Annotated in this window: 22 protein-coding genes; 15 read left to right on the top strand and 7 right to left on the bottom strand. The window is 57.5% G+C overall.

The annotated features are described in order from the left end of the window. Window positions 1-24: 24 nt before the first annotated feature. Window positions 25-498: a transcription elongation factor GreB gene (gene greB, locus ES815_RS08160; protein ID WP_142487384.1), complete on the bottom strand. Its 474-nt coding sequence runs from the start codon at window positions 496-498 to the stop codon at window positions 25-27. 227 nt (window positions 499-725) lie between these two features. Here greB and ompR point away from each other — a divergent pair, with 227 nt between their 5' ends. Beyond that, on the top strand, window positions 726-1,445 hold the full coding sequence (ompR, locus tag ES815_RS08155) for a two-component system response regulator OmpR (protein WP_001157751.1): 720 nt from the start codon (window positions 726-728) through the stop codon (window positions 1,443-1,445). After that, window positions 1,442-2,788 carry a two-component system sensor histidine kinase EnvZ gene (gene envZ, locus ES815_RS08150; RefSeq protein WP_142487383.1) on the top strand — a complete coding sequence of 449 codons (1,347 nt, stop codon included), beginning with the start codon at window positions 1,442-1,444 and terminating at the stop codon, window positions 2,786-2,788. The genes ompR and envZ overlap by 4 nt, the downstream gene beginning before the upstream one ends. A gap of 38 nt (window positions 2,789-2,826) precedes the next feature. Here envZ and pckA read toward each other — a convergent pair whose 3' ends face one another. The 5 genes from pckA to ES815_RS08125 all read right to left on the bottom strand — a co-directional run bounded on the left by pckA (window position 2,827) and on the right by ES815_RS08125 (window position 9,010). After that, window positions 2,827-4,446: a phosphoenolpyruvate carboxykinase (ATP) gene (gene pckA / locus ES815_RS08145; RefSeq protein WP_142487382.1), complete on the bottom strand. Its 1,620-nt coding sequence runs from the start codon at window positions 4,444-4,446 to the stop codon at window positions 2,827-2,829. A 380-nt stretch (window positions 4,447-4,826) separates the two neighbouring features. Beyond that, the gene (hslO, locus tag ES815_RS08140) at window positions 4,827-5,705 is read right to left on the bottom strand and encodes an Hsp33 family molecular chaperone HslO (RefSeq protein ID WP_142487381.1); all 879 of its coding nucleotides are present in this window, start codon (window positions 5,703-5,705) and stop codon (window positions 4,827-4,829) included. A gap of 23 nt (window positions 5,706-5,728) precedes the next feature. Continuing rightward, a complete protein-coding gene (gene hslR, locus ES815_RS08135) occupies window positions 5,729-6,130 on the bottom strand; it encodes a ribosome-associated heat shock protein Hsp15 (protein WP_142487380.1) in 402 nt (133 codons plus the stop codon). Further along, on the bottom strand, window positions 6,127-6,810 hold the full coding sequence (gene yrfG, locus ES815_RS08130) for a GMP/IMP nucleotidase (RefSeq protein ID WP_142487379.1): 684 nt from the start codon (window positions 6,808-6,810) through the stop codon (window positions 6,127-6,129). The genes hslR and yrfG overlap by 4 nt, the downstream gene beginning before the upstream one ends. Window positions 6,811-6,874: 64 nt before the next feature. Next, window positions 6,875-9,010: an intracellular growth attenuator family protein gene (locus ES815_RS08125; protein ID WP_142487378.1), complete on the bottom strand. Its 2,136-nt coding sequence runs from the start codon at window positions 9,008-9,010 to the stop codon at window positions 6,875-6,877. 326 nt (window positions 9,011-9,336) lie between these two features. On the opposite strand from ES815_RS08125, the gene nudE reads away from it, so the two are divergent. Beyond that, window positions 9,337-9,897, top strand: coding sequence for an ADP compounds hydrolase NudE (gene nudE, locus ES815_RS08120; protein WP_142487377.1), 561 nt, complete (start codon window positions 9,337-9,339; stop codon window positions 9,895-9,897). 41 nt (window positions 9,898-9,938) lie between these two features. Here the strand turns inward: nudE and mrcA are convergent, their stop codons facing one another. Beyond that, window positions 9,939-12,491 carry a peptidoglycan glycosyltransferase/peptidoglycan DD-transpeptidase MrcA gene (mrcA, locus tag ES815_RS08115; protein WP_142487376.1) on the bottom strand — a complete coding sequence of 851 codons (2,553 nt, stop codon included), beginning with the start codon at window positions 12,489-12,491 and terminating at the stop codon, window positions 9,939-9,941. A gap of 120 nt (window positions 12,492-12,611) precedes the next feature. Here mrcA and ES815_RS08110 point away from each other — a divergent pair, with 120 nt between their 5' ends. The 12 genes from ES815_RS08110 to trpS all read left to right on the top strand — a co-directional run bounded on the left by ES815_RS08110 (window position 12,612) and on the right by trpS (window position 22,603). Continuing rightward, window positions 12,612-13,394 (top strand): DNA utilization protein HofM, encoded by a 783-nt coding sequence (locus tag ES815_RS08110; RefSeq protein ID WP_142487375.1) that lies wholly within the window; start codon window positions 12,612-12,614, stop codon window positions 13,392-13,394. Then, a complete protein-coding gene (locus tag ES815_RS08105; protein ID WP_142487374.1) occupies window positions 13,391-13,930 on the top strand; it encodes a PilN domain-containing protein in 540 nt (179 codons plus the stop codon). Before ES815_RS08110 ends, ES815_RS08105 begins: the two co-directional genes overlap by 4 nt. Beyond that, window positions 13,914-14,375: a hypothetical protein gene (locus tag ES815_RS08100; RefSeq protein WP_142487373.1), complete on the top strand. Its 462-nt coding sequence runs from the start codon at window positions 13,914-13,916 to the stop codon at window positions 14,373-14,375. The genes ES815_RS08105 and ES815_RS08100 overlap by 17 nt, the downstream gene beginning before the upstream one ends. After that, a complete protein-coding gene (locus ES815_RS08095; protein WP_142487372.1) occupies window positions 14,365-14,760 on the top strand; it encodes a HofP DNA utilization family protein in 396 nt (131 codons plus the stop codon). The genes ES815_RS08100 and ES815_RS08095 overlap by 11 nt, the downstream gene beginning before the upstream one ends. After that, window positions 14,675-15,910, top strand: coding sequence for a DNA uptake porin HofQ (gene hofQ, locus ES815_RS08090; RefSeq protein ID WP_142487371.1), 1,236 nt, complete (start codon window positions 14,675-14,677; stop codon window positions 15,908-15,910). The genes ES815_RS08095 and hofQ overlap by 86 nt, the downstream gene beginning before the upstream one ends. 296 nt (window positions 15,911-16,206) lie before the next feature. Then, window positions 16,207-16,728 carry a shikimate kinase AroK gene (gene aroK / locus ES815_RS08085; RefSeq protein ID WP_010436374.1) on the top strand — a complete coding sequence of 174 codons (522 nt, stop codon included), beginning with the start codon at window positions 16,207-16,209 and terminating at the stop codon, window positions 16,726-16,728. Between the two features lie 57 nt (window positions 16,729-16,785). Next, entirely contained in the window at window positions 16,786-17,874 is a 1,089-nt protein-coding gene (aroB, locus tag ES815_RS08080) for a 3-dehydroquinate synthase (protein WP_077226865.1), read from the top strand. Between the two features lie 92 nt (window positions 17,875-17,966). After that, on the top strand, window positions 17,967-19,253 hold the full coding sequence (damX, locus tag ES815_RS08075) for a cell division protein DamX (protein ID WP_142487370.1): 1,287 nt from the start codon (window positions 17,967-17,969) through the stop codon (window positions 19,251-19,253). A 67-nt stretch (window positions 19,254-19,320) separates the two neighbouring features. Further along, window positions 19,321-20,133: an adenine-specific DNA-methyltransferase gene (dam, locus tag ES815_RS08070; protein ID WP_142487369.1), complete on the top strand. Its 813-nt coding sequence runs from the start codon at window positions 19,321-19,323 to the stop codon at window positions 20,131-20,133. A gap of 41 nt (window positions 20,134-20,174) precedes the next feature. Continuing rightward, window positions 20,175-20,852 (top strand): ribulose-phosphate 3-epimerase, encoded by a 678-nt coding sequence (rpe, locus tag ES815_RS08065; RefSeq protein WP_142487368.1) that lies wholly within the window; start codon window positions 20,175-20,177, stop codon window positions 20,850-20,852. Next, window positions 20,845-21,606, top strand: a complete 762-nt coding sequence (gene gph, locus ES815_RS08060) for a phosphoglycolate phosphatase (protein WP_142487367.1) — start codon at window positions 20,845-20,847, stop codon at window positions 21,604-21,606. Before rpe ends, gph begins: the two co-directional genes overlap by 8 nt. After that, complete coding sequence (trpS, locus tag ES815_RS08055; RefSeq protein WP_142487366.1) at window positions 21,599-22,603, top strand: tryptophan--tRNA ligase; 1,005 nt, start codon at window positions 21,599-21,601, stop codon at window positions 22,601-22,603. The genes gph and trpS overlap by 8 nt, the downstream gene beginning before the upstream one ends. Window positions 22,604-22,642: the final 39 nt, after the last annotated feature.

The following is a 22,642-nucleotide window of genomic DNA, read 5'->3' as shown; positions in this document are numbered from 1 at the left end:
AGGCTCTCGGATTGTTCCGGCGGGTTATTTCACATAGTCGATGGCGTTCACATACCAGGTCGCTTCCCCGGCCGGAGTGTGCACGACGGCCAGATCGCCGACCTCTTTTTTCAGCAGCGCCCGGGCCATGGGCGAGTCGATGGAGATGTAATCCTTACGACCAAAAATTTCATCGTAGCCGACAATCCGAAAACGCTTAAGCTCGCCGTCGTCGTTTTCGATCTCCACCCACGCGCCGAAAAAGACTTTGCCCTCCTGCTGCGGGGAGTAATCGACGATTTTCAGGTTCTCAAGGCATTTGGTCAGATACCGCACCCGGCGGTCGATTTCGCGCAGCCGTTTCTTGTTGTACTGGTAGTCGGCGTTTTCACTGCGGTCACCGAGGCTCGCGGCCCAGGTCACTTTTTTGGTCACCTCCGGGCGCTCTTCCCGCCACAGCGTGTCCATCTCTTTCTTCAGATTTTCATACCCTTCGCGGGTGATCAGGGGCGTTTTCATTCTCTGGCCTTACGACTTAGGTTGCATACCTTGCGCACATTACGTATCACTTAGCTTAACAGACAGGATTAATAATGAGTTATGTGATGAAATGTGCAGATAAGCTCCTGTTAAATATGCTTTGTAACAATTTCGACTAGAATTTATACCAGAATTAGCTGGTCGTGAACGCCCACTTTTTTAGAATACGCTGTTCAAGATTATCCGAACCTTTGGGAGTACTGACAATGCAAGAGAATTATAAGATTCTGGTGGTGGATGACGACATGCGCCTGCGCGCACTGCTCGAGCGTTATCTGACCGAGCAGGGCTTCCAGGTTCGTAGCGTTGCCAACGCCGAACAGATGGATCGCCTGTTGACCCGCGAATCCTTCCACCTGATGGTGCTGGATCTGATGCTGCCTGGCGAAGATGGCCTCTCCATCTGCCGTCGTCTGCGTAGCCAAAGCAACCCGATGCCGATCATTATGGTAACGGCGAAAGGGGAAGAGGTTGACCGTATCGTGGGCCTGGAAATTGGCGCCGACGACTACATTCCAAAACCGTTTAACCCGCGTGAACTGCTGGCGCGTATTCGCGCCGTACTGCGTCGTCAGGCAAACGAACTGCCTGGTGCACCGTCGCAGGAAGAGGCGGTGATCGCCTTCGGTAAGTTCAAGCTGAACCTCGGTACCCGCGAGATGTTCCGTGAAGACGAGCCTATGCCACTCACCAGCGGCGAGTTTGCGGTACTGAAAGCCTTAGTCAGCCACCCGCGTGAGCCGCTCTCCCGCGATAAGCTGATGAACCTGGCGCGTGGCCGTGAATATTCCGCGATGGAGCGTTCCATCGACGTGCAGATCTCCCGCCTGCGTCGCATGGTGGAAGAGGATCCGGCGCATCCGCGCTATATCCAGACCGTCTGGGGTCTGGGCTACGTGTTTGTCCCGGACGGCTCTAAAGCATGAGGCGAATGCGTTTCTCGCCGCGTAGCTCGTTTGCCCGCACCCTGTTACTGATCGTCACCCTGCTGTTTGTCAGCCTGGTGACGACCTACCTGGTGGTGCTGAACTTTGCGATCCTGCCGAGCCTCCAGCAGTTTAATAAGGTCCTGGCCTACGAAGTGCGTATGCTGATGACCGATAAACTGCAGCTGGAAGATGGCACGCAGCTGGTGGTGCCACCGGCGTTTCGCCGTGAAATCTACCGTGAGCTGGGGATATCGCTCTATTCCAACGAAGCGGCGGAAGACGCAGGCCTGCGCTGGGCGCAACACTACGAATTCCTCAGCCAGCAGATGGCGCAGCAGCTGGGCGGCCCGACGGAAGTGCGCGTTGAGGTCAACAAAAGCTCCCCGGTAGTCTGGCTGAAAACCTGGCTGTCACCCAACATCTGGGTGCGCGTGCCGCTGACCGAAATCCATCAGGGCGACTTCTCGCCGCTGTTCCGTTACACCCTGGCGATCATGCTGCTGGCGATAGGCGGCGCCTGGCTGTTTATTCGTATCCAGAACCGACCGCTGGTCGACCTTGAGCACGCGGCGCTCCAGGTCGGTAAAGGCATTATCCCGCCTCCGCTGCGCGAGTATGGCGCGTCGGAAGTGCGGTCGGTGACCCGCGCCTTCAACCATATGGCGGCTGGCGTTAAACAGCTGGCCGACGATCGTACCCTGCTGATGGCCGGGGTCAGCCATGACCTGCGCACTCCGCTGACGCGTATTCGCCTCGCCACTGAAATGATGGGCGAGGAGGATGGCTACCTGGCGGAGTCCATCAACAAGGACATCGAAGAGTGCAACGCCATTATCGAACAGTTCATCGACTACCTGCGCACCGGGCAGGAGATGCCGATGGAGATCGCAGAGCTGAACGCGGTGCTGGGCGAAGTGGTGGCGGCCGAAAGCGGTTACGAGCGTGAGATTGAAACCGACCTGCAGCCGGGCGATATCACCGTGCGCATGCACCCACTCTCCATCAAGCGTGCAGTGGCGAATATGGTGGTTAACGCCGCCCGCTACGGCAACGGCTGGATCAAGGTCAGCAGCGGCTCTGAACTGAACCGCGCCTGGTTCCAGGTTGAAGATGATGGTCCGGGCATCAAGCCGGAGCAGCGTAAACACCTGTTCCAGCCGTTTGTGCGCGGAGACAGCGCGCGCAGCACCAGCGGCACCGGTTTAGGCCTGGCGATTGTGCAGCGTATCGTGGATAACCATAACGGTCTGTTGGAGATTGGTACCAGCGAGCGGGGCGGATTAAGTATCCGCGCGTGGCTGCCGGTTCCGTTTACCCGTGGACAGGTGAAAGAGAGTTAAAAATACGCCGGGTGGCGCAGCGCCACCCGGCACAGCCTCTACAGCTTAGGCCCCGCACTCACCAGCGCCGCACCTGCCGGCGTATCGGTGTACTTCTCGAAGTTTTCCACGAACAGTTTCGCCAGGGTGGTGGCTTTTTCCTGCCACTGCTCCGGCGAAGCGTAGGTATTGCGTGGATCGAGGATACGGCTGTCCACGCCCGGCAGTTCGGTCGGGATCGCCAGATCAAACATCGGCAGGGTGAAGGTTTCCGCATCATCGAGCGAACCGTTCAGAATGGCGTCGATAATAGCGCGGGTATCTTTGATTGAGATACGCTTGCCGGTACCGTTCCAGCCGGTGTTGACCAGATACGCCTGGGCGCCAGAAGCCTGCATGCGTTTCACCAGCACTTCGGCGTACTGCGTCGGGTGCAGCGACAGGAAGGCCGCGCCGAAGCAGGCGGAGAAGGTCGGGGTCGGCTCAGTCACGCCACGCTCGGTACCGGCCAGCTTGGCGGTAAAACCGGAGAGGAAGTGATACTGGGTCTGGCTTGCGGTCAGGCGTGAAACCGGCGGCAGCACGCCAAACGCGTCGGCGGTGAGGAAGATCACCTTGGTCGCATGGCCTGCTTTCGACACCGGCTTAACGATGTTATCGATGTGGTAGATAGGGTAGCTGACGCGGGTGTTCTCGGTTTTCGACGCATCGTCAAAATCGACCGTGCCGTCGGCACGCACCGTTACGTTCTCCAGCAGCGCATCGCGACGGATGGCCTGGTAGATATCCGGCTCCGCTTCTGCCGACAGACGAATGGTCTTGGCGTAGCAGCCGCCTTCGAAGTTGAACACGCCGTCATCATCCCAGCCGTGTTCGTCGTCGCCAATCAGGCGGCGTTTCGGATCGGTGGAGAGGGTGGTTTTACCGGTGCCGGACAGGCCGAAGAACACCGCCACGTCGCCTTTCTCGCCAACGTTCGCCGAGCAGTGCATGGAGGCAATGCCCTGTAACGGCAGCAGGTAGTTCATTACCGAGAACATCCCTTTCTTCATTTCGCCGCCGTACCAGGTCCCGCCGATCAGCTGGATACGCTCGGTCAGGTTAAAGGCGACAAAGTTCTCCGAGTTCAGCCCCTGCTCTTTCCAGTTCGGGTTGGTGCACTTCGCGCCGTTCATCACCACAAAGTCAGGTTCGAAGCTCCGCAGCTCTTCATCGGTGGGGCGAATGAACATGTTCTTCACGAAATGCGCCTGCCAGGCGACTTCGGTGATAAAGCGGACGGAAAGGCGGGTGTCGGCGTTAGCGCCGCAGTAAGCATCGATGATGAACAGACGCTTGCCGGAGAGTTGTTGGGTAACGAGGGATTTCAGCTGCTGCCAGGTTTCAGGGGAGATCGCTTTGTTGTCGTTCTTCCCTTTGCCATTATCTGACCACCACAGGGTGTCGCGGGTGGTGTCGTCACGGACAATGTACTTATCTTTCGGCGAACGGCCGGTAAAGATACCGGTATCGACAGCGATAGCGCCGGTGGTCGTCAATATACCGCGTTCGTATCCTTCCAGTGCTGGATTGAGCTCTTCCTGGTACAGCGTATCGTAATCGGGGTTGTAGACGATATCGTGAGCGTCGTTGATACCATAAGCCTTGAGATCTTGCGGGGTTAAACCATTAACACGCATATCACTGCTCCTTAGCCAATATATACTGCCTGAAATTGTAGGGTTTTTCCTCGAATGTTAACCGCGACCGGGCTCATAGATTTGCGTATCTGGACAAAAACCCTTTATGACGGAAAACGCTGTGACTCCTGTCACTTCGCGGAGCAGATTATGGCAGGAATCACTTTTTGGTTGGTGAAAATGTTCTGAAAAGGTTAATTGCTGGTAAATTTAACTGCGAGAATGTGAGTGTAAGCGCATACATGAAAGAAAGTTACGAAAGTCTTTCATCACTGATAACGATTCAGCAGGTGAGGGGAAATAGTGAATAAAATGAAAGGGTAGCCGAGCGGAAGGAAAGGGCAACTGCCCCCACGTGAGAGGGCAGTTAACGGGACAACTTAGTGCAGCTGAGGATCGGCCGGGGAGGCGTTATTGCGGATCTCGGCAATGTCCATCGAATTGAAGATGTAATGCGAACCGCAGTAGTCGCAGTGCATGTCGATCTTGCCCTCTTCCGCCATGATGCTGTCGATCTCTTCATCCGGCAGGGTTTTCAGCGCGCCCGCGCAGCGTTCACGGGAACAGGTGCATTTGAACTCGACGTCCTGCGGATCGTACAGCGTCACCTCTTCTTCGTGGTACAGGCGCCACAGCACTTCGTTCGCTGGCAGGGTGAGCAGCTCTTCGGCTTTGATGGTTTCGGTCAGCGTTGCCAGATGCTCGAAATCATTGGTCTGCGCATCCTGCGCAGGCAGTACCTGGAGCAGCATACCGCCGGCTGCAGGCTGGCCATCCACTTCACCGGTACGGATGAACAGGCGGGTTGGCAGCTGTTCGGAACGCATGAAGTAATCTTCCAGGCAGGCGGCAAGCGTATCGCCTTCCAGACCGACCACGCCCTGATAGCGTTCACCCTCTTCCGGAGAGATGGTGATCACCAGGTAGCCGTTGCCGACCAGCGTTTTCAGGTCTGCGCCTTCCGGGATTTCGCCCTGTACGCGCGCCACGCCGCGCATCTGCTGCTGGTTGTTGCCGTTGATCACCGCCAGGCTCATCGGGCCATCGCCCTGCAGCTGCACGGTGATATCACCGGCGAATTTCAGGGTTGCGGTCAGCAGGCTGGTGGCAACCAGCAGCTCGCCCAGCATGGTTTTCACCGGCAGTGGGTAGTTGTGGTTTTCCAGGATCTGTTTCCAGGTTTCGGATACCGTCACCAGCTCGCCGCGAACGGCAAATTGTTCAAACAGATAGCGGTGTAATTGGTCGTGTTGGGCCATAGTCATCTCTCGTTCAGCAAGAATCACTCATTCTCGCCATTTTTAAATTTAATCAGATCGCGACGTTCTTTCTTGTCCGGTCGCCTGTCGGGATGCGGCATGGTCAGGGCATTCAGCTTACGTGCCTGCGCCATCTTCTCTCGCTTTTCAACGCTCTCGGCCGTCTCTTCATACAGGGTGCTGGCTTCCGTTGCCGGACGACGCTGTTCGGTGACGTTTTTCACGATCACTGTCCGTTCGTCGTTGCCCTGACGCAGGGTCAGGGTGGCGTTCAGCTCCACGAGCTTGCTCGGTTTGCTGCGCTGCCCGTTGTAATGCACTTTGCCGCCTTCAATCATTTCCCGGGCGAGGGCGCGCGTTTTATAAAAGCGGGCAGCCCACAGCCATTTGTCCAGTCTTACCCCTTCGGAGGGCTTCTCTTTCATGGCTTCTCCTTCACGGTGAGTGAGGGGATCATCCGGCGATAGTCGTTCAGCCCCGGATGCCGCAGATAGCTTTTTTCAGCCAGGCCAGAATCAGGATTGGTCACGCCAAGGCAATAACGAATGCCAAAGGTTGCCGCCGCATCCAGAATCGGTTCGCTGTCATCAATGAACAACGTTCTCTCTGGTTGCAGGCCGGTCTCTTCTGCCACCGCCTGCCACAATCGCTGATCCTCTTTCGGATAACCAAATGTGTGGGTGGAAAGTAATAAATCAAGGTGTGAGGCCAGACCGGTATGTTCCAGCTTCACCGCCAGATTATGCGGATGCGCGTTGGTCAGCAGGATACGCCGCTTGCCGCTCGCTTTCAGGGCATCGAGAAAGGGAACGGTATCTTCACGCAGCACGGCGTGCGGGCCCTGAGCGGTAGTCATCGCGCAAATATCCAGACCGAGGCGTTCGCTCCAGTAGTCCAGGCAGTACCAGTTTAGCGTATGTTGTACGGCGGTATATTGCTGGCGTATGAATTCCTGCGCTTCTGCCGGGGAGATCCCCTGCTGCTCGCCGTAGGTCTCCGGCACCAGTTTTTGCCAGAAGTGATTATCAAACGCGAGATCGAGCAACGTGCCGTCCATATCCAGCAGGACGGTATCGACGTCCTGCCAGGCGATATCAAAATGCATGGGGGAATACTCCAGCCAGAAGAAACGTGCGCGACAGGGTAGCATATCCTGTCGCGCGGGAGCGTTATCCGATCAGGCTCTCAGGCGCGGGGATAAGCTTCGGGTTGAGGCAATTTTCGTAGTATTGCTGAATATCGGCCAGGCGGGTGCGCGAGCGCTGATAGCGGCGCAGCGCCATAAAGGCGTTCCAGAGCATGCAGACCACCATCGTCAGCATCAGCAGCGAGGTAGCGATGTAGCGCCATAACCCGGCGCTGTCCGGCATGCTGTGCAGCTCGACATGGCGGGTACCGTTGGCATCGGTAAAGAGGCCGGTCACAATCCCTTCGGCGCTGAACGGCGTGCGCATCAGCATCTGCGCCAGGCGCTGGAACTCGCCCCATTGCTGTTGGGCCGGGTAATCATACAGCGCTACCGATGGGTAAGGCTGATCGACCAGCTCGCTGCCTTCGTCGCTGACGATCACAAAGCCGCCGGGGGCAGGGCTGTTAAGTGCCTGGGCGGCACGTGAGGTTTCGCGCATGACGAACGGCGCGGTAGAGGTGGCGACCAGATTTTCCAGCGACTCTGCGCTGACCGGACGCAGCAGCACGTTGACGCCATCGAGACGGCCGCCATCGGCACGTTTCACCAGCGCCTCCCAGTCTTTGCTGTTGCCGAGGTTAACCAGCGCATTTTTCAGCCTGACGCACTCGTCCTGCTCTGCACACAGCTCCTGGGTTTTCAGGACGATATCGCCAAAGTCATCCAGCAGGATCATGCCGGACTTCTGAATAGCGGAGCGTAATGCCGGGCTGACGCGTGAATTATCTTCCGGTTTGGGATGCAGCTGGCTCGTCAGGGCCTGGGTCAACGCCGTGGCTTTGTTGACGATATCGGATTCCGGCAGCGGCAGGGGCGCCGCGTCATTCCAGATCACCTGCGAGCAGTCAAACGGCGTAAAGGGTGAGCTCTGGCGGGCGTTCCAGGTTCCAGGAGCATGGATATTACACATCCCGGTACCCTTCAGGCGCAGCGTATCGCCAATACGTACACCTGCACTTTCGAGCTCCCCGACGCTGGTGGCTTCAATGGTCTGGGCGCCTTTAATCCACGACAGGGTAAATTTGATCGGCATATCCAGCGGGACGAGGAAAACCAGCATCGCCAGCACCAGCCCGGCGCCACCGGCAATCACCGTGCTGCGCAGCCAGTGCTGCAGCGGGAAATTTTTGACCTCATCATGCAGGGATAGATAGCGGCCCTGGCGTACGACGTGCCGGTCCAGATAGATATCAATATCGGTTTTTTGCCCTAAATCCTGGGCCAGCCACGGCTGCCAGTGGCGGGGATAGATCAGATCGATAATGCCCAGCGAGATATTGTTGACGTGATCCTGATCGTTTTCGCCAAACAGGCCCCAGCGTTTTGGCGTGCCGCGCAGGCAGTGGATCTCACGCAGCGCATTTTTGGCAGGCGGGGCGAATAATCCCCAGAGTCCCGCCGCCAGTAGCAGCACGCCGCCCCCGGCAAGCCAGGGAGCAAAAACATCAGGGCTCATCAGGCAGAAGAAGAAGAGCAGGAACGCGGCGACAATCAGCAGCGCTTCCCGAATGCCATCCGGGCGGCTCAGGGCGTACTCTTCGTGGGTTTCCTGACGAATATTCAGCAGCTCAATCTGCTCGGTCTCTTCGCCACGAATCGACGCCTGGGTTGAACTGACATGCTCCAGCGCAAAGTGGGGCGCTTCCTGGACATACTCCGCGATGGAGTGACCATTGAGGGCGATCACCAGCGGGATGGAGTCGGTGTGGATCAGCTCAACGCTGTTTTCATCATTAATGTACTGTTCCCAGAACGGCGGCAGATGCACCTCAGCCGAGTCGAGGTAGTAACGCCATTTATTGGGATCGTCAGTGGTAATACCGTAGCGGGTAATGGAGCGCGTCACGCAGAGCACGGTGTTGCTCTGGGCATTGAGGCTTAACGAGACCGGCGCGGCGCTGGCGCCTGTCGCCGGCGTCTGCTGGATGCGGTTAAAGGACTCGAGATATTGCTCAATCGCGCTGCGTTCTTCAGCGGTGAGCTTGCGGGTGTTCGCCCCGGCAAAGGCATTGAGATACGGCAAGCGATATCGACGCTGTGCCCGACGCCTGTACAACCACCCTGCAATGAATGCGCAGGCCAGCATAGCAGCGATGACAATTACAATGGTGCTCATGCTTTCCCCATCTTACTTTTTCTTACAGGTGTAGTCAGTAGCACCTTATTTAACAGTGAACGCGTGTCTGTGGTTGGCTATCGGCATGTAAGGTGTTGAACTTGAGCAATATGAAGCGCATCCCAGTGATCGCTGATAATAGCAAAGCTAACCCTGACGGGATATCAGCAAATTCCTGGAATAATTTCAAGCTCTTGACTTTTGACCTGAAATAAGGAATGAATCTGCACAGGTTACATAAATGTAAATAAAGCGCGATTGACATTGCCGAAACCGTGCGGCGTATCGCACAATGACGCCAGTTCACTCAGCAAAGACCCGTCAAAATGAGCAAACCTTTACAAAAGCCCACCATCCTGAATGTTGAGACCGTCGCGAAATCGCGTCTGTTTAATGTTGAAAGTGTGGACCTGGAGTTCAGTAACGGCGTGCGCCGCGTCTACGAGCGTATGCGTCCCTCCACGCGCGAAGCCGTCATGATTGTGCCCATTGTTGACGAGCATCTGATCCTGATCCGCGAATATGCGGTGGGGACCGAGTCATACGAACTTGGCTTCTCCAAAGGGCTGATCGATCCCGGTGAATCGGTTTTTGAAGCCGCGAACCGCGAGCTGAAAGAAGAGGTTGGGTTTGGTGCGAAGGAGTTAACCTTCCTGAAAAAGCTCAGCATGGCTCCCTCCTATTTTTCCAGCAAAATGAATATCGTGCTGGCGGAAGATCTCTATCCGGAATCGCTGGAAGGGGATGAACCCGAGCCGCTGCCGCAGGTGCGCTGGCCGCTGGCGCATCTGATGGATCTGCTGGAAGAGCCCGACTTTAACGAAGCCCGGAACGTGAGTGCGCTGTTCCTAGTGCGGGAGTGGCTGAAAGGGCAGGGAAGGCTGTAGCCGAAGGATCCCCCTCTCCCAACGGGAAAGGGGGCAGACGTTTAGAACAGTTCTTGTGTCTCGCCGTTGTCAATCAGCGTTGTACCCACCTCATGCACCGCCTGATGCGTTGGCTGCGTGCCTTCGATGAAATACTCTTCCCGGCTGCTGCCGCCATTGGACAGCTGACCGCTGTAGCGATCGATATTGACCGTCACCACGCCTGGCGGTGGCGTTAATGGCTGCTCTGGCACGCCGTCCAGCAGCATCTTCATAAAGGCATCCCACGCGGGCTGAGCGCTTTTGGCCCCGCCTTCGTAACCGGAAATTTGATCCTTGATCGCCCCGGAGGCCGTGGTACGACCTAAATCACGGCGGTGATCGTCAAAGCCGATCCACACCGAGGTCACCGCGCCTGGACCATAACCCGAGAACCAGGCATCTTTCGAGCTGTTGGTGGTCCCGGTTTTGCCGCCGATATCCTTGCGCTGCAGATCGCGACCGGCACGCCAGCCCGTACCCTGCCAGCCTGGCTCGCCAAAGATATTGCTGTTCAAGGCGCTTTTGATCAGGAACGCCAGCGGTGTGTTAATCACGTGCGGGGCGTACTCCTGAGCACCGGTCTGCGCAACCAGCGCCTGGTTTGCCTGCTCGAGCTGCGGCATTGGCACTGCCGCGTTTTGCTGCGCCTGAGAAATGGCGACATCTTCCATATCCTGATTGTTCAGGGATTCTGATTTAGGCGTATCGCCATAAATCACCGGAATATCACACTCTGCGCAGGCGATTTTCGGTTTCGCTTCGAACAGGACACCGCCCTGATCGTTCTCGATTTTGCTGATGAAGAACGGATCGACCAGGAAGCCGCCGTTCGCCATTACCGCATAACCGCGCGCAACCTGCAGCGGGGTAAAGGAGGCAGAGCCCAGCGCCAGCGACTCGGTATGCACAATATTCTGTGCCGGGAAGCCAAAGCGTTGCAGATACTCCGCCGCATAATCGACCCCCATGGCGCGCATGGCGCGAACCATCACCACGTTCTTAGACTGTCCCAGACCCTGACGCAGACGAATCGGCCCGGCGTACTCGGCCGGTGAGTTCTTCGGTCGCCAGTCGGAACCGGCCCCGGCATCCCAGCGGGAGATGGGCACGTCATTGAGGATGCTGGCGAGGGTCAGGCCTTTATCCATTGCCGCGGTGTAGAGGAACGGCTTGATATTGGAACCGACCTGGCGCAGCGCCTGGGTGGCGCGGTTAAATTTACTCTGGTTGAAATCGAAGCCGCCGACCAGCGCCAGCACCGCGCCGTTATGCGGATCGATAGAGACCAGCGCGGAGTTAACGTCCGGGATCTGCCCCAGCCACCAGGCGTCGTTAACCTGACGGACCCAAATCTGCTGACCCACCTGTACCGCATCGGTCACTTTGCGCGGGGTCGCGCCCTGCTGCGTATCAGAACGATACGGACGCGCCCAGCGGACGCCCTCCATGCGCAGCGACACCGAGGTGCCGTCCGCGAGCATCGCGGTGGCTTCCTGCGGACTGGCTTGGGTCACGACAGCCGCAACAAACGGCCCGTAGCCCGGGAGCGGTTTCAGGGTGTCGGCGATCTTTTTACTGTCCCAGGCGGATTCACCTACCTTCCACAGCACGTTTGACGGGCCGCGGTAGCCGTGGCGCATGTCGTAATCAATCACGTTATTACGCACCGCCTGCTGCGCGCCCTGCTGGACGTTGCGGCTGATGGTGGTGTAGACGCGGTAGCCATCTTCGTAGGCCTGCTCGCCGTAGCGGGAGACCATCTCCTGACGCACCATCTCGCTGAGGTACGGCGCGGAGAACGCAATTTCCGGCGCATGGTAGTTGGCGTCAATCACGTCGCTGCGGGCCTGATCGTACTGGGTCTGGCTGATATAGCCTTCGCTCAGCATACGCGACAGCACCACGTTGCGGCGGGCGGTAGCGCGATCCAGCGAGTAGAGCGGGTTGAAGGTGGAGGGGGCCTTCGGCAGACCGGCGATGGTGGCCATTTCACTCAGGGTTAACTGGTCAATGGATTTGCCAAAATAGACCTGCGCTGCCGCGCCCACGCCGTAGGCACGGTAGCCGAGATAGATCTTGTTGAGGTAGAGCTCGAGGATCTCATCTTTATTCAGCATCTGCTCAATACGGATTGCCAGGAACACTTCCTTGATCTTACGCATCAGCGTTTTTTCAGGACTCAGGAAGAAGTTACGCGCCAGCTGCTGGGTGATAGTACTCGCACCCTGAGAGGCATGGCCGGAGAACAACGCCACGCTTGCGGCACGGAAAATCCCCACCGGATCGACGCCATGGTGCTCATAAAAACGGCTGTCCTCGGTGGCAATAAAGGCTTTCACCATGACGGGTGGGATCTGATTCAGGGTCAGCGGGATACGGCGCTTTTCACCGTACTGGGCGATAAGCTCGCCGTCCGTGCTGTACACCTGCATCGGGATCTGGAGTCGTACATCACGAAGCGTAGCGACATCAGGCAGTTGCGGCTCAATATATTTGTACAAACCAAAAATCGAGCCTGCTCCAAGCAGAATGCAACAGACTGCAAGGATCAATAAATACTTTACGAACTTCACTGGAGATTTCCCATTTAGTTTGAACTGGGCAGTTTCTAAACAATCGCGCGGTAGTATAAAGGCAAGCCTGTAGCATTGATATAGCCGTTATCCCCCGGGACGATAAGGAGATCGTGAAGCATGGCGTTTAAAACATGGCATACAGGCGTTCATATTCAACAGGATAAGGTTCTGGCCGTCGCGCTGGTACGCGAAAAGTCGGGGTGGGGATTGCGCCGCTGGTGGCAGCTCCCCCTGGCGGCGGACATTATCCGCGACGGGCAAATTCTTCAGCCCGAACAACTGGCTGCGGCACTGCGCGAGTGGCGCCAGATGCTGCCTCATCAACATCAAATCTTTCTCGCCTTTCCGGCCGCCCGCACTCTACAGCGCACGCTACCGCGCCCTTCGATGATCCTGCGCGACAGCGAACGGACCGCCTGGATCGCCTCGGCGATAAGCCGTGAGCTGGAGATGCCCCCCGACGCCCTGCGGTTTGACTATGCGGAGGATACCTTCAGCCAGGCTTATCACGTAACGGCGGCACAGAATAAGGAGATTGCGACGCTGCTCGAACTGGCCCAGGTGCTGCGTCTGCGGCTGGCCGCGATCACGCCCGACGCCGGAGCGCTGGCCCACCTGTTGCCCTTTGTGCAAGCTCCGGCCCAGTGCGTCGCCTGGCGCGACCGGGATCAGTGGCTATGGGCGATGCGTCACCAGTGGGGCAGGCGCGGGCTGGCGGAGGCTCCTGACGTCGATCGGCTGGCTGCTCTGCTGGCACTCAGGGTCGACGAGATCGCCTGCTGTGGTGCAGGCAGTTTTGACCCCTGGTGCGCGTTATCCCGCACGCAGCCGCCGCTGCCTGAAAATGGGGCGGATTTCAGCGTCGCGCTGGCGCTGGCGACCGGAGAACACTCGCGATGAGGGCGGCCAATCTTCTGCCTTGGCGCCAGCGGCAACAGCGTCGCTGCCTGCGCTACTGGGGGCTGATGTTTACCGGTTCGTTGCTGGTGACGCTGATGCTCTGCGCAGCCAGTCGGGCCTGCGATCCTCTGGTAACACGCGCCAGCGCGCTGCGGCATGCCAGCGATCTGGCGCTACGTCAGGGGCTGGAGCAGCGGCAAAAGCAGTGGACGGCTTTACAGGCCCGGCATCAGCAACAGCAGCGGTGGGCGCTGCAAAAAGCGAAAACGGAAGCCTGGCAACCGGCATTGATCGCCTTATCCCGCCTCCTGCCGGAGCAGGCATGGCTGGCGCAGCTGCACTTTCAGCAGTCCACCCTTTCGCTGACCGGCTATGCCGCCACGCTGCCCGCCCTTGCCGGGCTGGAGACGGCGCTCCGCCAGGTGCCGGGCTTTACCCCCGGAGCACCGGGCGAGATGCGACAGGACGCCCAGGGGCGCTGGCTGTTCAGCTGGACGTTGACCCGCAAGGAGCGTGCTGATGCGGATCCATCCTGACAGCTGGTATGCCATGACGCCGCGCGGGCGCTGCCTGTGCTGGGGCATCAGTTCAGCGTTACTCCTGGCTGGCGTCACCGGATGGCAGTGGCGAATGCAGGATCGGCAGATAGCAACGCAGGAGGCCAGGCTGGTACGGAACGCAGAGACCCATTCCCGGCTGTGGACCGCGGTGCGTAAGCTCTCACCCCCTGACAACGCGCAACCTTCCGTGGCGGCACTGCCTTTTTCATCTTTGGCGTTTGATACCGATGAGCTGCGGATGGTTCGCTGGCAGCCCAGGGGAGCAGGAGGAGAACTGGTGATTAAGGCGACCTGGGCGCAGATCCCCTCGCTGTTTGCCACTCTCGCCCGGCGAGATATGGCGGTGGGGCGCTTTAGCATTCAGCCAGAGCAGAACCGGTTACAGATAGTGATGCAGCTGGAGCGCCAGGATGCGGGTTAAGTGCAGGGTGCTGTTATTACTGCCGCTGCTTCTCGGCATGCGCGATCCCTTTCAGGCCCCGGTCTCACGCTGCCCGGATGCCGCGCTGCGGCAGTGGCGCTATACCGGGGTGGTGCTGGGTCCGGTGCCGGTGGCGATCGTCAGAGATGAAAAGTCGCGCTGGCTGCGCCTTCGTCGCGGCGACACGCTGACGCAAGGCGGGAAGGTGAGGGCGTTGGACGAAAAGGAACTGGTCATCGATATGCCCGGGGCGTGTGAGCCCTCGCAGTGGCGATGGCAACGACAAGGAACCAAACAGGATGAAAACAGGGATCGTGGGATTACTGCTGACAGGCAGTCAGGCGCTGGCCGCGGGGCCAGCTCCGGTGAGCCTGGTGGTGGATGAGGTGCCGGTGGCCCAGCTTCTGCAGGCGCTGGCGGAGCAGGAGAACCGCAACATGATTATCTCCCCGGACGTCAGCGGCAATGTCTCTCTGCGTCTGCAGGAGGTCCCCTGGCTGCAGGCGATACAGACGGTGGTCACCGGTGCCGGGCTGGTGATGCGCCAGCAGGCGGGCATTTTTTATATCCACACCGCCGCCTGGCAGCAGCAACAGCAGGCCAAAAAAGAGGCCGAGCGAACAAAGCGGCAACTCAGCGCGCCGCTGGAGGCACGCAGTTACCCCCTCTCCTATGCTGATGCGGGGGATTTGCAGTCAGCTGCCGAAAAGCTCCTCAGCCCGAAAGGCAGCCTGGCGGTAGACAAGCGCACCAATCGCCTGCTGGTACGCGACAACCGGGCTGCGCTGGAGGCATTACAACACTGGGTGGCGCAGATGGATCTTCCTGTGGCTCAGGTAGAGCTGGCCGCGCACATCGTTAGCATGAGTGAAAAAAGCCTGCGCGAGCTGGGGGTGAAGTGGAATCTGGCCCAGGGGCAGCAGGCCGGTAAGCCAGGACAGCTGACGATGCTCAGCAGCGATCTGGCCGTTACCAACGCCACCACCCAGGTGGGATTCAATATCGGGCGGATTAATGGCCGGTTACTGGATCTCGAACTTTCCGCCCTGGAACAAAAACAGCAGGTCGACATTATCGCCAGCCCTCGCCTGCTGGCCTCACACATGCAGCCCGCCAGCATTAAGCAGGGCAGCGAGATCCCCTATCAGGTTTCCAGCGGCGAGAGCGGCGCGACCTCGGTTGAGTTTAAAGAGGCGGTGCTGGGGATGGAGGTGACGCCGGTGGTACTGGCCAACGGGCGCGTGCGCCTGAAGCTGCGCATCAGCGAGAACGCCCCGGGCCAGGTTTTGCAGCAGGCCGACGGCGAAACGATGGCAATAGATAAGCAGGAGATTGAAACTCAGGTAGAGGTCAAAAGCGGTGAAACGCTGGCCTTAGGCGGAATTTTTTCCCAGAGGCATAAAACCGGCAGCGAAAGTGTGCCAGGCTTGAGCCGTATTCCCTTACTGGGGAAACTTTTTCGCCATCAGGGGAAAGACAACGAACGCAGGGAGTTAGTGGTTTTTATCACCCCTCGTCTGGTTGCGACGCCATAATGTCCCGCGATGCCCCGCGTGATTTTGCATTCTGTTTGTTGCAGATGTTTGACGTGGGGCATGAATTAGCATACAAGGAGTACCGATTTGAGAATCAGCTTACTCAATCACACTCCTTAATAACTTAAGCGGCAAGCCTGATGATTTAATCTGTTGCCAAACAAGCCGGAGTATTGAGATAATTTTTAGTCTGACTCTCGCTCTATCGCATATGAGGTTTCAGTTCATGTCCTGCTACGCCCGATATCGGTGAAGCGGGTTTACCATTAACGAATAGTCTTAGTAGTACCGAAAAAATGGCAGAGAAACGCAATATCTTTCTGGTTGGGCCTATGGGTGCCGGCAAAAGCACTATTGGGCGCCAGTTAGCTCAACAACTCAATATGGAATTTTACGATTCTGATCAAGAGATTGAGAAACGAACCGGAGCTGATGTGGGCTGGGTCTTCGATGTAGAAGGCGAAGAGGGTTTCCGTGACCGTGAAGAAAAAGTCATTAATGAACTTACGGAAAAACAGGGCATTGTGCTGGCAACTGGCGGCGGCTCTGTAAAATCTCGCGAAACTCGCAACCGTCTCTCCGCCCGCGGTGTCGTGGTCTATCTTGAAACGACCATCGAGAAACAACTGGCGCGTACGCAGCGTGATAAAAAACGCCCGTTGCTGCAGGTTGAGACGCCTCCACGCGAAGTTCTGGAAGCCCTTGCTGGTGAACGCAATCCGCTGTACGAAGAGATTGCCGACGTCACCATTCGCACAGACGACCAGAGCGCTAAAGTGGTCGCAAACCAGATTATTCATATGCTGGAAAGCAACTGATTCTGGCTTTATATACACTCGCCTGCGGGTAAAAGCATTTAAGGTGGATGTCGCGCTATGGAGAGGATTACAGTCACTCTCGGTGAACGGAGTTACCCTATCACTATCGCGGCTGGTTTGTTTAACGACCCAGCTTCCTTCTTACCACTGAAAGCGGGTGATCAGGCAATGCTGGTCACCAATGAGACTCTGGCTCCGCTTTATCTCGACAACGTGCGTCAGCGCCTTGAACAGGCTGGCGTAAAGGTCGACAGTGTGATTCTGCCTGATGGCGAGCAGTATAAAAGCCTGACGGTACTGGATACCGTCTTTACCGCATTACTGCAAAAACCGCATGGTCGCGATACTACACTGCTGGCATTAGGCGGCGGTGTTGTTGGCGATCTTACGGGGTTTGCTGCGGCAAGCTATCAGCGCGGCGTCCGTTTTATTCAGATTCCTACCACGCTGTTGTCGCAGGTCGACTCATCTGTTGGCGGCAAAACGGCCGTTAACCATCCGCTTGGCAAAAACATGATTGGCGCGTTCTACCAGCCCGCTTCGGTGGTGGTGGATCTCGACTGTCTGCAAACGCTGCCTCAGCGTGAGCTGGCTTCAGGTCTGGCGGAAGTGATCAAGTACGGCATTATTCTGGACGGCGCATTCTTTAGCTGGCTGGAAGAGAATATGGATGCCTTACTGCGCCTGGATGGTCAGGCGATGGCGTACTGTATTCGCCGCTGCTGTGAGCTGAAAGCAGAAGTCGTGGCCGCAGACGAGCGCGAAACAGGCTTACGTGCTTTACTGAATCTTGGGCATACCTACGGTCATGCTATCGAAGCCGAAATGGGCTACGGTAACTGGCTGCATGGCGAGGCCGTTGCGGCGGGGATGGTGATGGCCGCGCGCACCTCGGAGCGTCTGGGTCAGTTCAGCAAGGCGGATACGCAGCGCATTATCACGCTGCTTGAGCGTGCCGGGTTACCGGTTACGGGGCCGCGTGAAATGTCGGCGCAGGCCTACCTGCCGCATATGATGCGTGATAAAAAAGTATTAGCAGGCGAGATGCGTCTGGTGCTCCCGCTTGCAATAGGTAAGAGTGAAGTGCGTGGCGGTGTGCCGCACGATGTGGTTCTTGGCGCTATTGCTGATTGCCAGCAGGCGTAACTATTAGAAAGGTCCGGCTGCGGTAAAACGTAGCCATTTTGCTTCAGGTGATGTGCAAAGTCGTAGGCATAAGCCTTTTAGTGGGGTGTTAAATGGATGAATTCAAACCAGAAGACGAGCTGAAACCCGATCCCAGCGATCGTCGTACTGGTCGTACTCGCCAATCTTCAGAACGTGATAACGAGCCGCAAATTAACTTTGACGAGGTCGATCTCGAAAACGATGACCCTCGTCCTTCGCGTGGCCGTGCTGCCCGCGACGAGCGTGAAGAAGAAGATTTTGAGTCTGAAGATGATTCAGTGGATGAAGTGCCCGTAGAGCGCCGCCCGCGTAAGCGTAAAGCCGCGCTGGCGAAGCCCGCTTCCCGCCAGTACATTATGATGGGGCTGGGCGTGCTGGTCCTGCTGCTGCTGATTATCGGCGTCGGCTCTGCACTCAAAGCCCCGTCGAGCAATCCGGCCGATCAGAGCGCCTCTGCTGAGAAGAGTGTCGATCTGTCCGGCAATGCGGCCGATCAGGCCAACGGCACCCAGCCTGCGCCGGGTACCACTTCCGCCGAGCAGACTGCCGGCAATACCCAGCAGGAGATCTCTCTGCCGCCGGTCGCGTCCACGCCAACGCAGGGTCAGACACCGGCAACCCCGGCAGGCCAGCAGCGTGTTGAAGTGCAGGGCGATCTGAACAATGCACTGACGCAGCCGCAGAACCAGCAGCAGGTCAACAACGTGGTGGTCAACTCCACGCTGCCGACCGAGCCTGCGACCGTGGCGCCAATTCGTGGTGCGACCGGGCAACAGCAGACGGCGGCGACAGAGAGTGCGCCACGTCAGACTAAGCCTGCCCAGCATCAGGAACGTAAGCAGACGGTGATTGAGCCGAAGCGTGAAGTGAAGCCGCAGCCTGTTGCGAAAGCGGAAGAACCGAAAGCGACTGCCCAGCCGAAGCGTAGCGAAACCGTGACCAGCGCACCGGCGAAAGCCCCTGCTACGACAGCGACGGCACCGAAAGCGACCGCAACGCCAGCCCCGACGGCGACAGCCTCTGCGCCAGCGGCAGCAGCACCTGCGGCCACTGCCAGCACCGGTAAAACGACAGGGAACGTGAGTTCACTGAAGTCTGCCTCATCCAGCAACTACACGCTGCAGTTGAGCAGTTCTTCCAGCTATGACAACCTCAACAGCTGGGCGAAAAAGTCGAACCTGAAAAACTTCGTTGTCTATGAGACTACCCGTAACGGTCAGCCATGGTATGTGCTGGTGAGCGGCGTGTATGCTTCGAAAGATGAAGCAAAACGCGCGGTCGCAACACTGCCAGCTGATGTTCAGGCGAAAAACCCGTGGGCGAAGCCGATCCGTCAGGTTCAGTCCGATTTGAAGTAATCTGTGAAGCGCAGGATGCTGTCGGAGCTTTCTCCACAGCCGGAGAAGGTGTAATCAGTTAGTCAGCATGAAAAAAAATCGCGCTTTTCTGAAATGGGCAGGGGGGAAATACCCCCTGCTCGATGATATTAAACAACGCCTGCCTGCGGGCGAGTGTCTTGTCGAACCCTTTGTGGGCGCGGGCTCGGTATTCCTCAATACCGACTACTCCCGTTATATCCTTGCGGATATCAACAGCGACCTTATCGACCTCTATAACATCGTAAAGCTGCGTACCGACGAGTACGTTGATGAGGCGCGCAAGCTATTTACCCCAGAGAACAACAACCCGGACGTTTACTACCTGCTCCGCGCTGAGTTTAATCAGTGTCAGGATAAGTTCCGTCGGGCGCTGCTGTTCCTCTACCTTAACCGCCATGGCTACAACGGCCTGTGCCGGTATAATCTGCGTGGTCAATTCAACGTGCCTTTCGGTCGCTACAAGCGCCCCTATTTCCCTGAGGCTGAGCTGTATCACTTTGCTGAAAAAGCGCAGAATGCGGAGTTCTACTGCCTCTCGTATGAAGAGTGTATGGACCGTGCTGACGGTAACTCGGTAGTCTACTGTGACCCACCGTACGCCCCTCTGTCGGCAACGGCGAATTTTACCGCCTACCACACCAACAGCTTCAGCCCTGCCGAGCAGGCGCGTCTGGCGGAAATGGCGGAAAAGCTGGTCAGCAAAAGAATTCCGGTGTTAATTTCGAATCATGACACGCCTGATACGCGCGAATGGTACAAAGCCGCAGAGCATTTTCAGGTCAAAGTCCGGCGCAGCATCAGCAGCAACGGCGGTACACGTAAAAAGGTGGACGAACTGCTGGCTCTCTATCTACCCTGAGCCGTTTCGCCCGCCGTTAAACAAAGTTCAAGGAGATGCGGATGAAACAGTATTTGATTGCACCCTCAATTCTTTCGGCTGATTTTGCCCGGCTGGGCGAAGATACCGCGAAAGCCCTCGCTGCCGGTGCGGATGTCGTTCATTTCGACGTTATGGATAACCACTACGTGCCTAACCTGACCATCGGCCCGATGGTCCTCAAGGCACTGCGCAACTACGGCGTGACCGCCCCTATTGACGTGCACCTGATGGTGAAGCCGGTCGACCGCATCGTGCCGGATTTTGCCGCCGCGGGTGCCAGCATCATCACCTTCCATCCTGAAGCCTCCGAACACGTTGACCGCACCCTGCAGCTGATCAAAGAGCACGGCTGTAAGGCGGGCCTGGTATTTAACCCGGCCACGCCGCTGAGCTATCTCGATTACGTGATGGACAAGCTGGACGTGATTCTGCTGATGTCCGTCAACCCCGGCTTCGGCGGGCAGTCTTTCATCCCACATACTCTGGATAAGCTGCGTGAAGTGCGTCGTCGCATCGACGAATCAGGCTTTGATATCCGTCTCGAAGTGGACGGCGGCGTGAAGGTAAGCAATATTGGCGAAATCGCCGCGGCGGGCGCAGATATGTTCGTGGCCGGTTCGGCGATTTTCGATCAGCCGGACTACAAAAAAGTCATTGATGAAATGCGCAGTGAACTGGCGAAGGTAAGTCATGAATAATTTGCAGGCAATTCGGGGCGTTGCGTTTGACCTCGACGGCACGCTGGTGGACAGCGCGCCAGGCTTAACCGCGGCGGTTGACCAGGCGCTGTATGCGCTGGAACTGCCGGTGGCGGGCGAAGATCGCGTGATAACGTGGATTGGTAACGGGGCAGACGTGCTGATGGAGCGCGCGCTGACCTGGGCCCGTCAGGAGCGCGCCATTCAGCGTGCGGCGCAGGGCAAACCTGGCGTCGATCACGCGGATATCCCGCAGGAAGAGCAGATTCGCCTCCTGCGTAAGCTGTTCAACCGTTTCTATGAAGAGACGGTAGAAGAGGGCAGCTTCCTGTTCCCGGATGTGGCCGGTACGCTGAGCGCGCTGCATGAAGAAGGCATGCCGCTGGGGCTGGTGACCAACAAACCAACCGCCTTTGTTGCACCGCTGCTGGAAGCGCTGGATATCGCAAAATACTTCTCGGTGATTGTCGGTGGCGATGACGTGCAGAATAAGAAGCCGCATCCCGAACCGTTGCTGCTGGTGGCAGGAAAATTATCCTTAACACCGGACGCGCTGCTCTTTGTAGGGGATTCGCGCAATGATATTCTGGCGGCCAGGGCCGCAGGTTGCCCGTCCGTTGGCCTGACCTATGGCTATAACTACGGTGAATCCATTACGTTGAGTGAGCCGGATTTCGTCTTCGACCACTTCAAAGATTTACTGCCCGTTCTCGGGCTTTCGCACAGTGAAAATCAGGAATTGAAAAATGACTAAGCCCATCGTATTTAGTGGCGCACAGCCCTCAGGTGAACTGACCATTGGCAACTATATGGGTGCGCTGCGTCAGTGGGTGAACATGCAGGATGACTATCACTGTATCTACTGCATCGTTGACCAGCATGCCATTACCGTGCGCCAGGATCCGCAGCAGTTGCGTAAAGCGACGCTCGACACCCTTGCGCTGTATCTGGCCTGCGGTATCGATCCTGAGAAAAGCACCATCTTCGTTCAGTCTCACGTCCCGGAACATGCGCAGCTGGGCTGGGCCCTGAATTGCTACACCTATTTCGGTGAACTGAGCCGTATGACCCAGTTCAAGGATAAATCTTCCCGTTACGCTGAAAACATCAACGCCGGTCTGTTTGACTATCCGGTACTGATGGCGGCTGACATTCTGCTGTATCAGACCAACCAGGTGCCGGTGGGTGAAGATCAGAAGCAGCACCTGGAGCTGAGCCGCGACATTGCCCAGCGTTTCAACGCGATTTATGGCGACGTCTTCAAGGTGCCTGAGCCGTTCATTCCGAAGTCCGGTGCCCGCGTGATGTCCCTGCTGGAGCCGACCAAGAAGATGTCCAAGTCGGACGATAACCGCAACAACGTGATCGGTCTGCTGGAAGATCCGAAAGCGGTGGTTAAGAAGCTCAAGCGTGCAGTCACCGACTCTGACGAGCCGCCTGTTGTGCGTTACGACGTGCAGAACAAAGCGGGTGTCTCTAACCTGCTGGATATTCTCTCTGCCGTGACTGGCCAGAGCATTCCAGAGCTGGAGCAGCACTTCGAAGGCAAAATGTATGGCCATCTGAAAGGTGAAGTGGCGGATGCGGTCTCCGGCATGCTGACCGAACTGCAGGCGCGCTACCACCAGTTCCGCAATGACGAAGCCTTCCTGCAGAAGGTGATGAAAGACGGCGCCGAGAAAGCCAGCGCACGCGCTTCTGTGACCCTGAAAGCGGTGTATGAAGCGATTGGGTTTGTGGCTAAACCTTAAGTTTTTTTGCCGGGTGGCGGCTGCGCCTTACCCGGCCTA

The sequence above is a fragment of the Leclercia adecarboxylata genome (assembly GCF_006874705.1).
GTDB lineage: Bacteria > Pseudomonadota > Gammaproteobacteria > Enterobacterales > Enterobacteriaceae > Enterobacter > Enterobacter adecarboxylatus_C.
The sequence above is the reverse complement of the archived record's forward strand: the minus strand, read 5'-3'. Positions and strand labels throughout refer to the sequence as shown.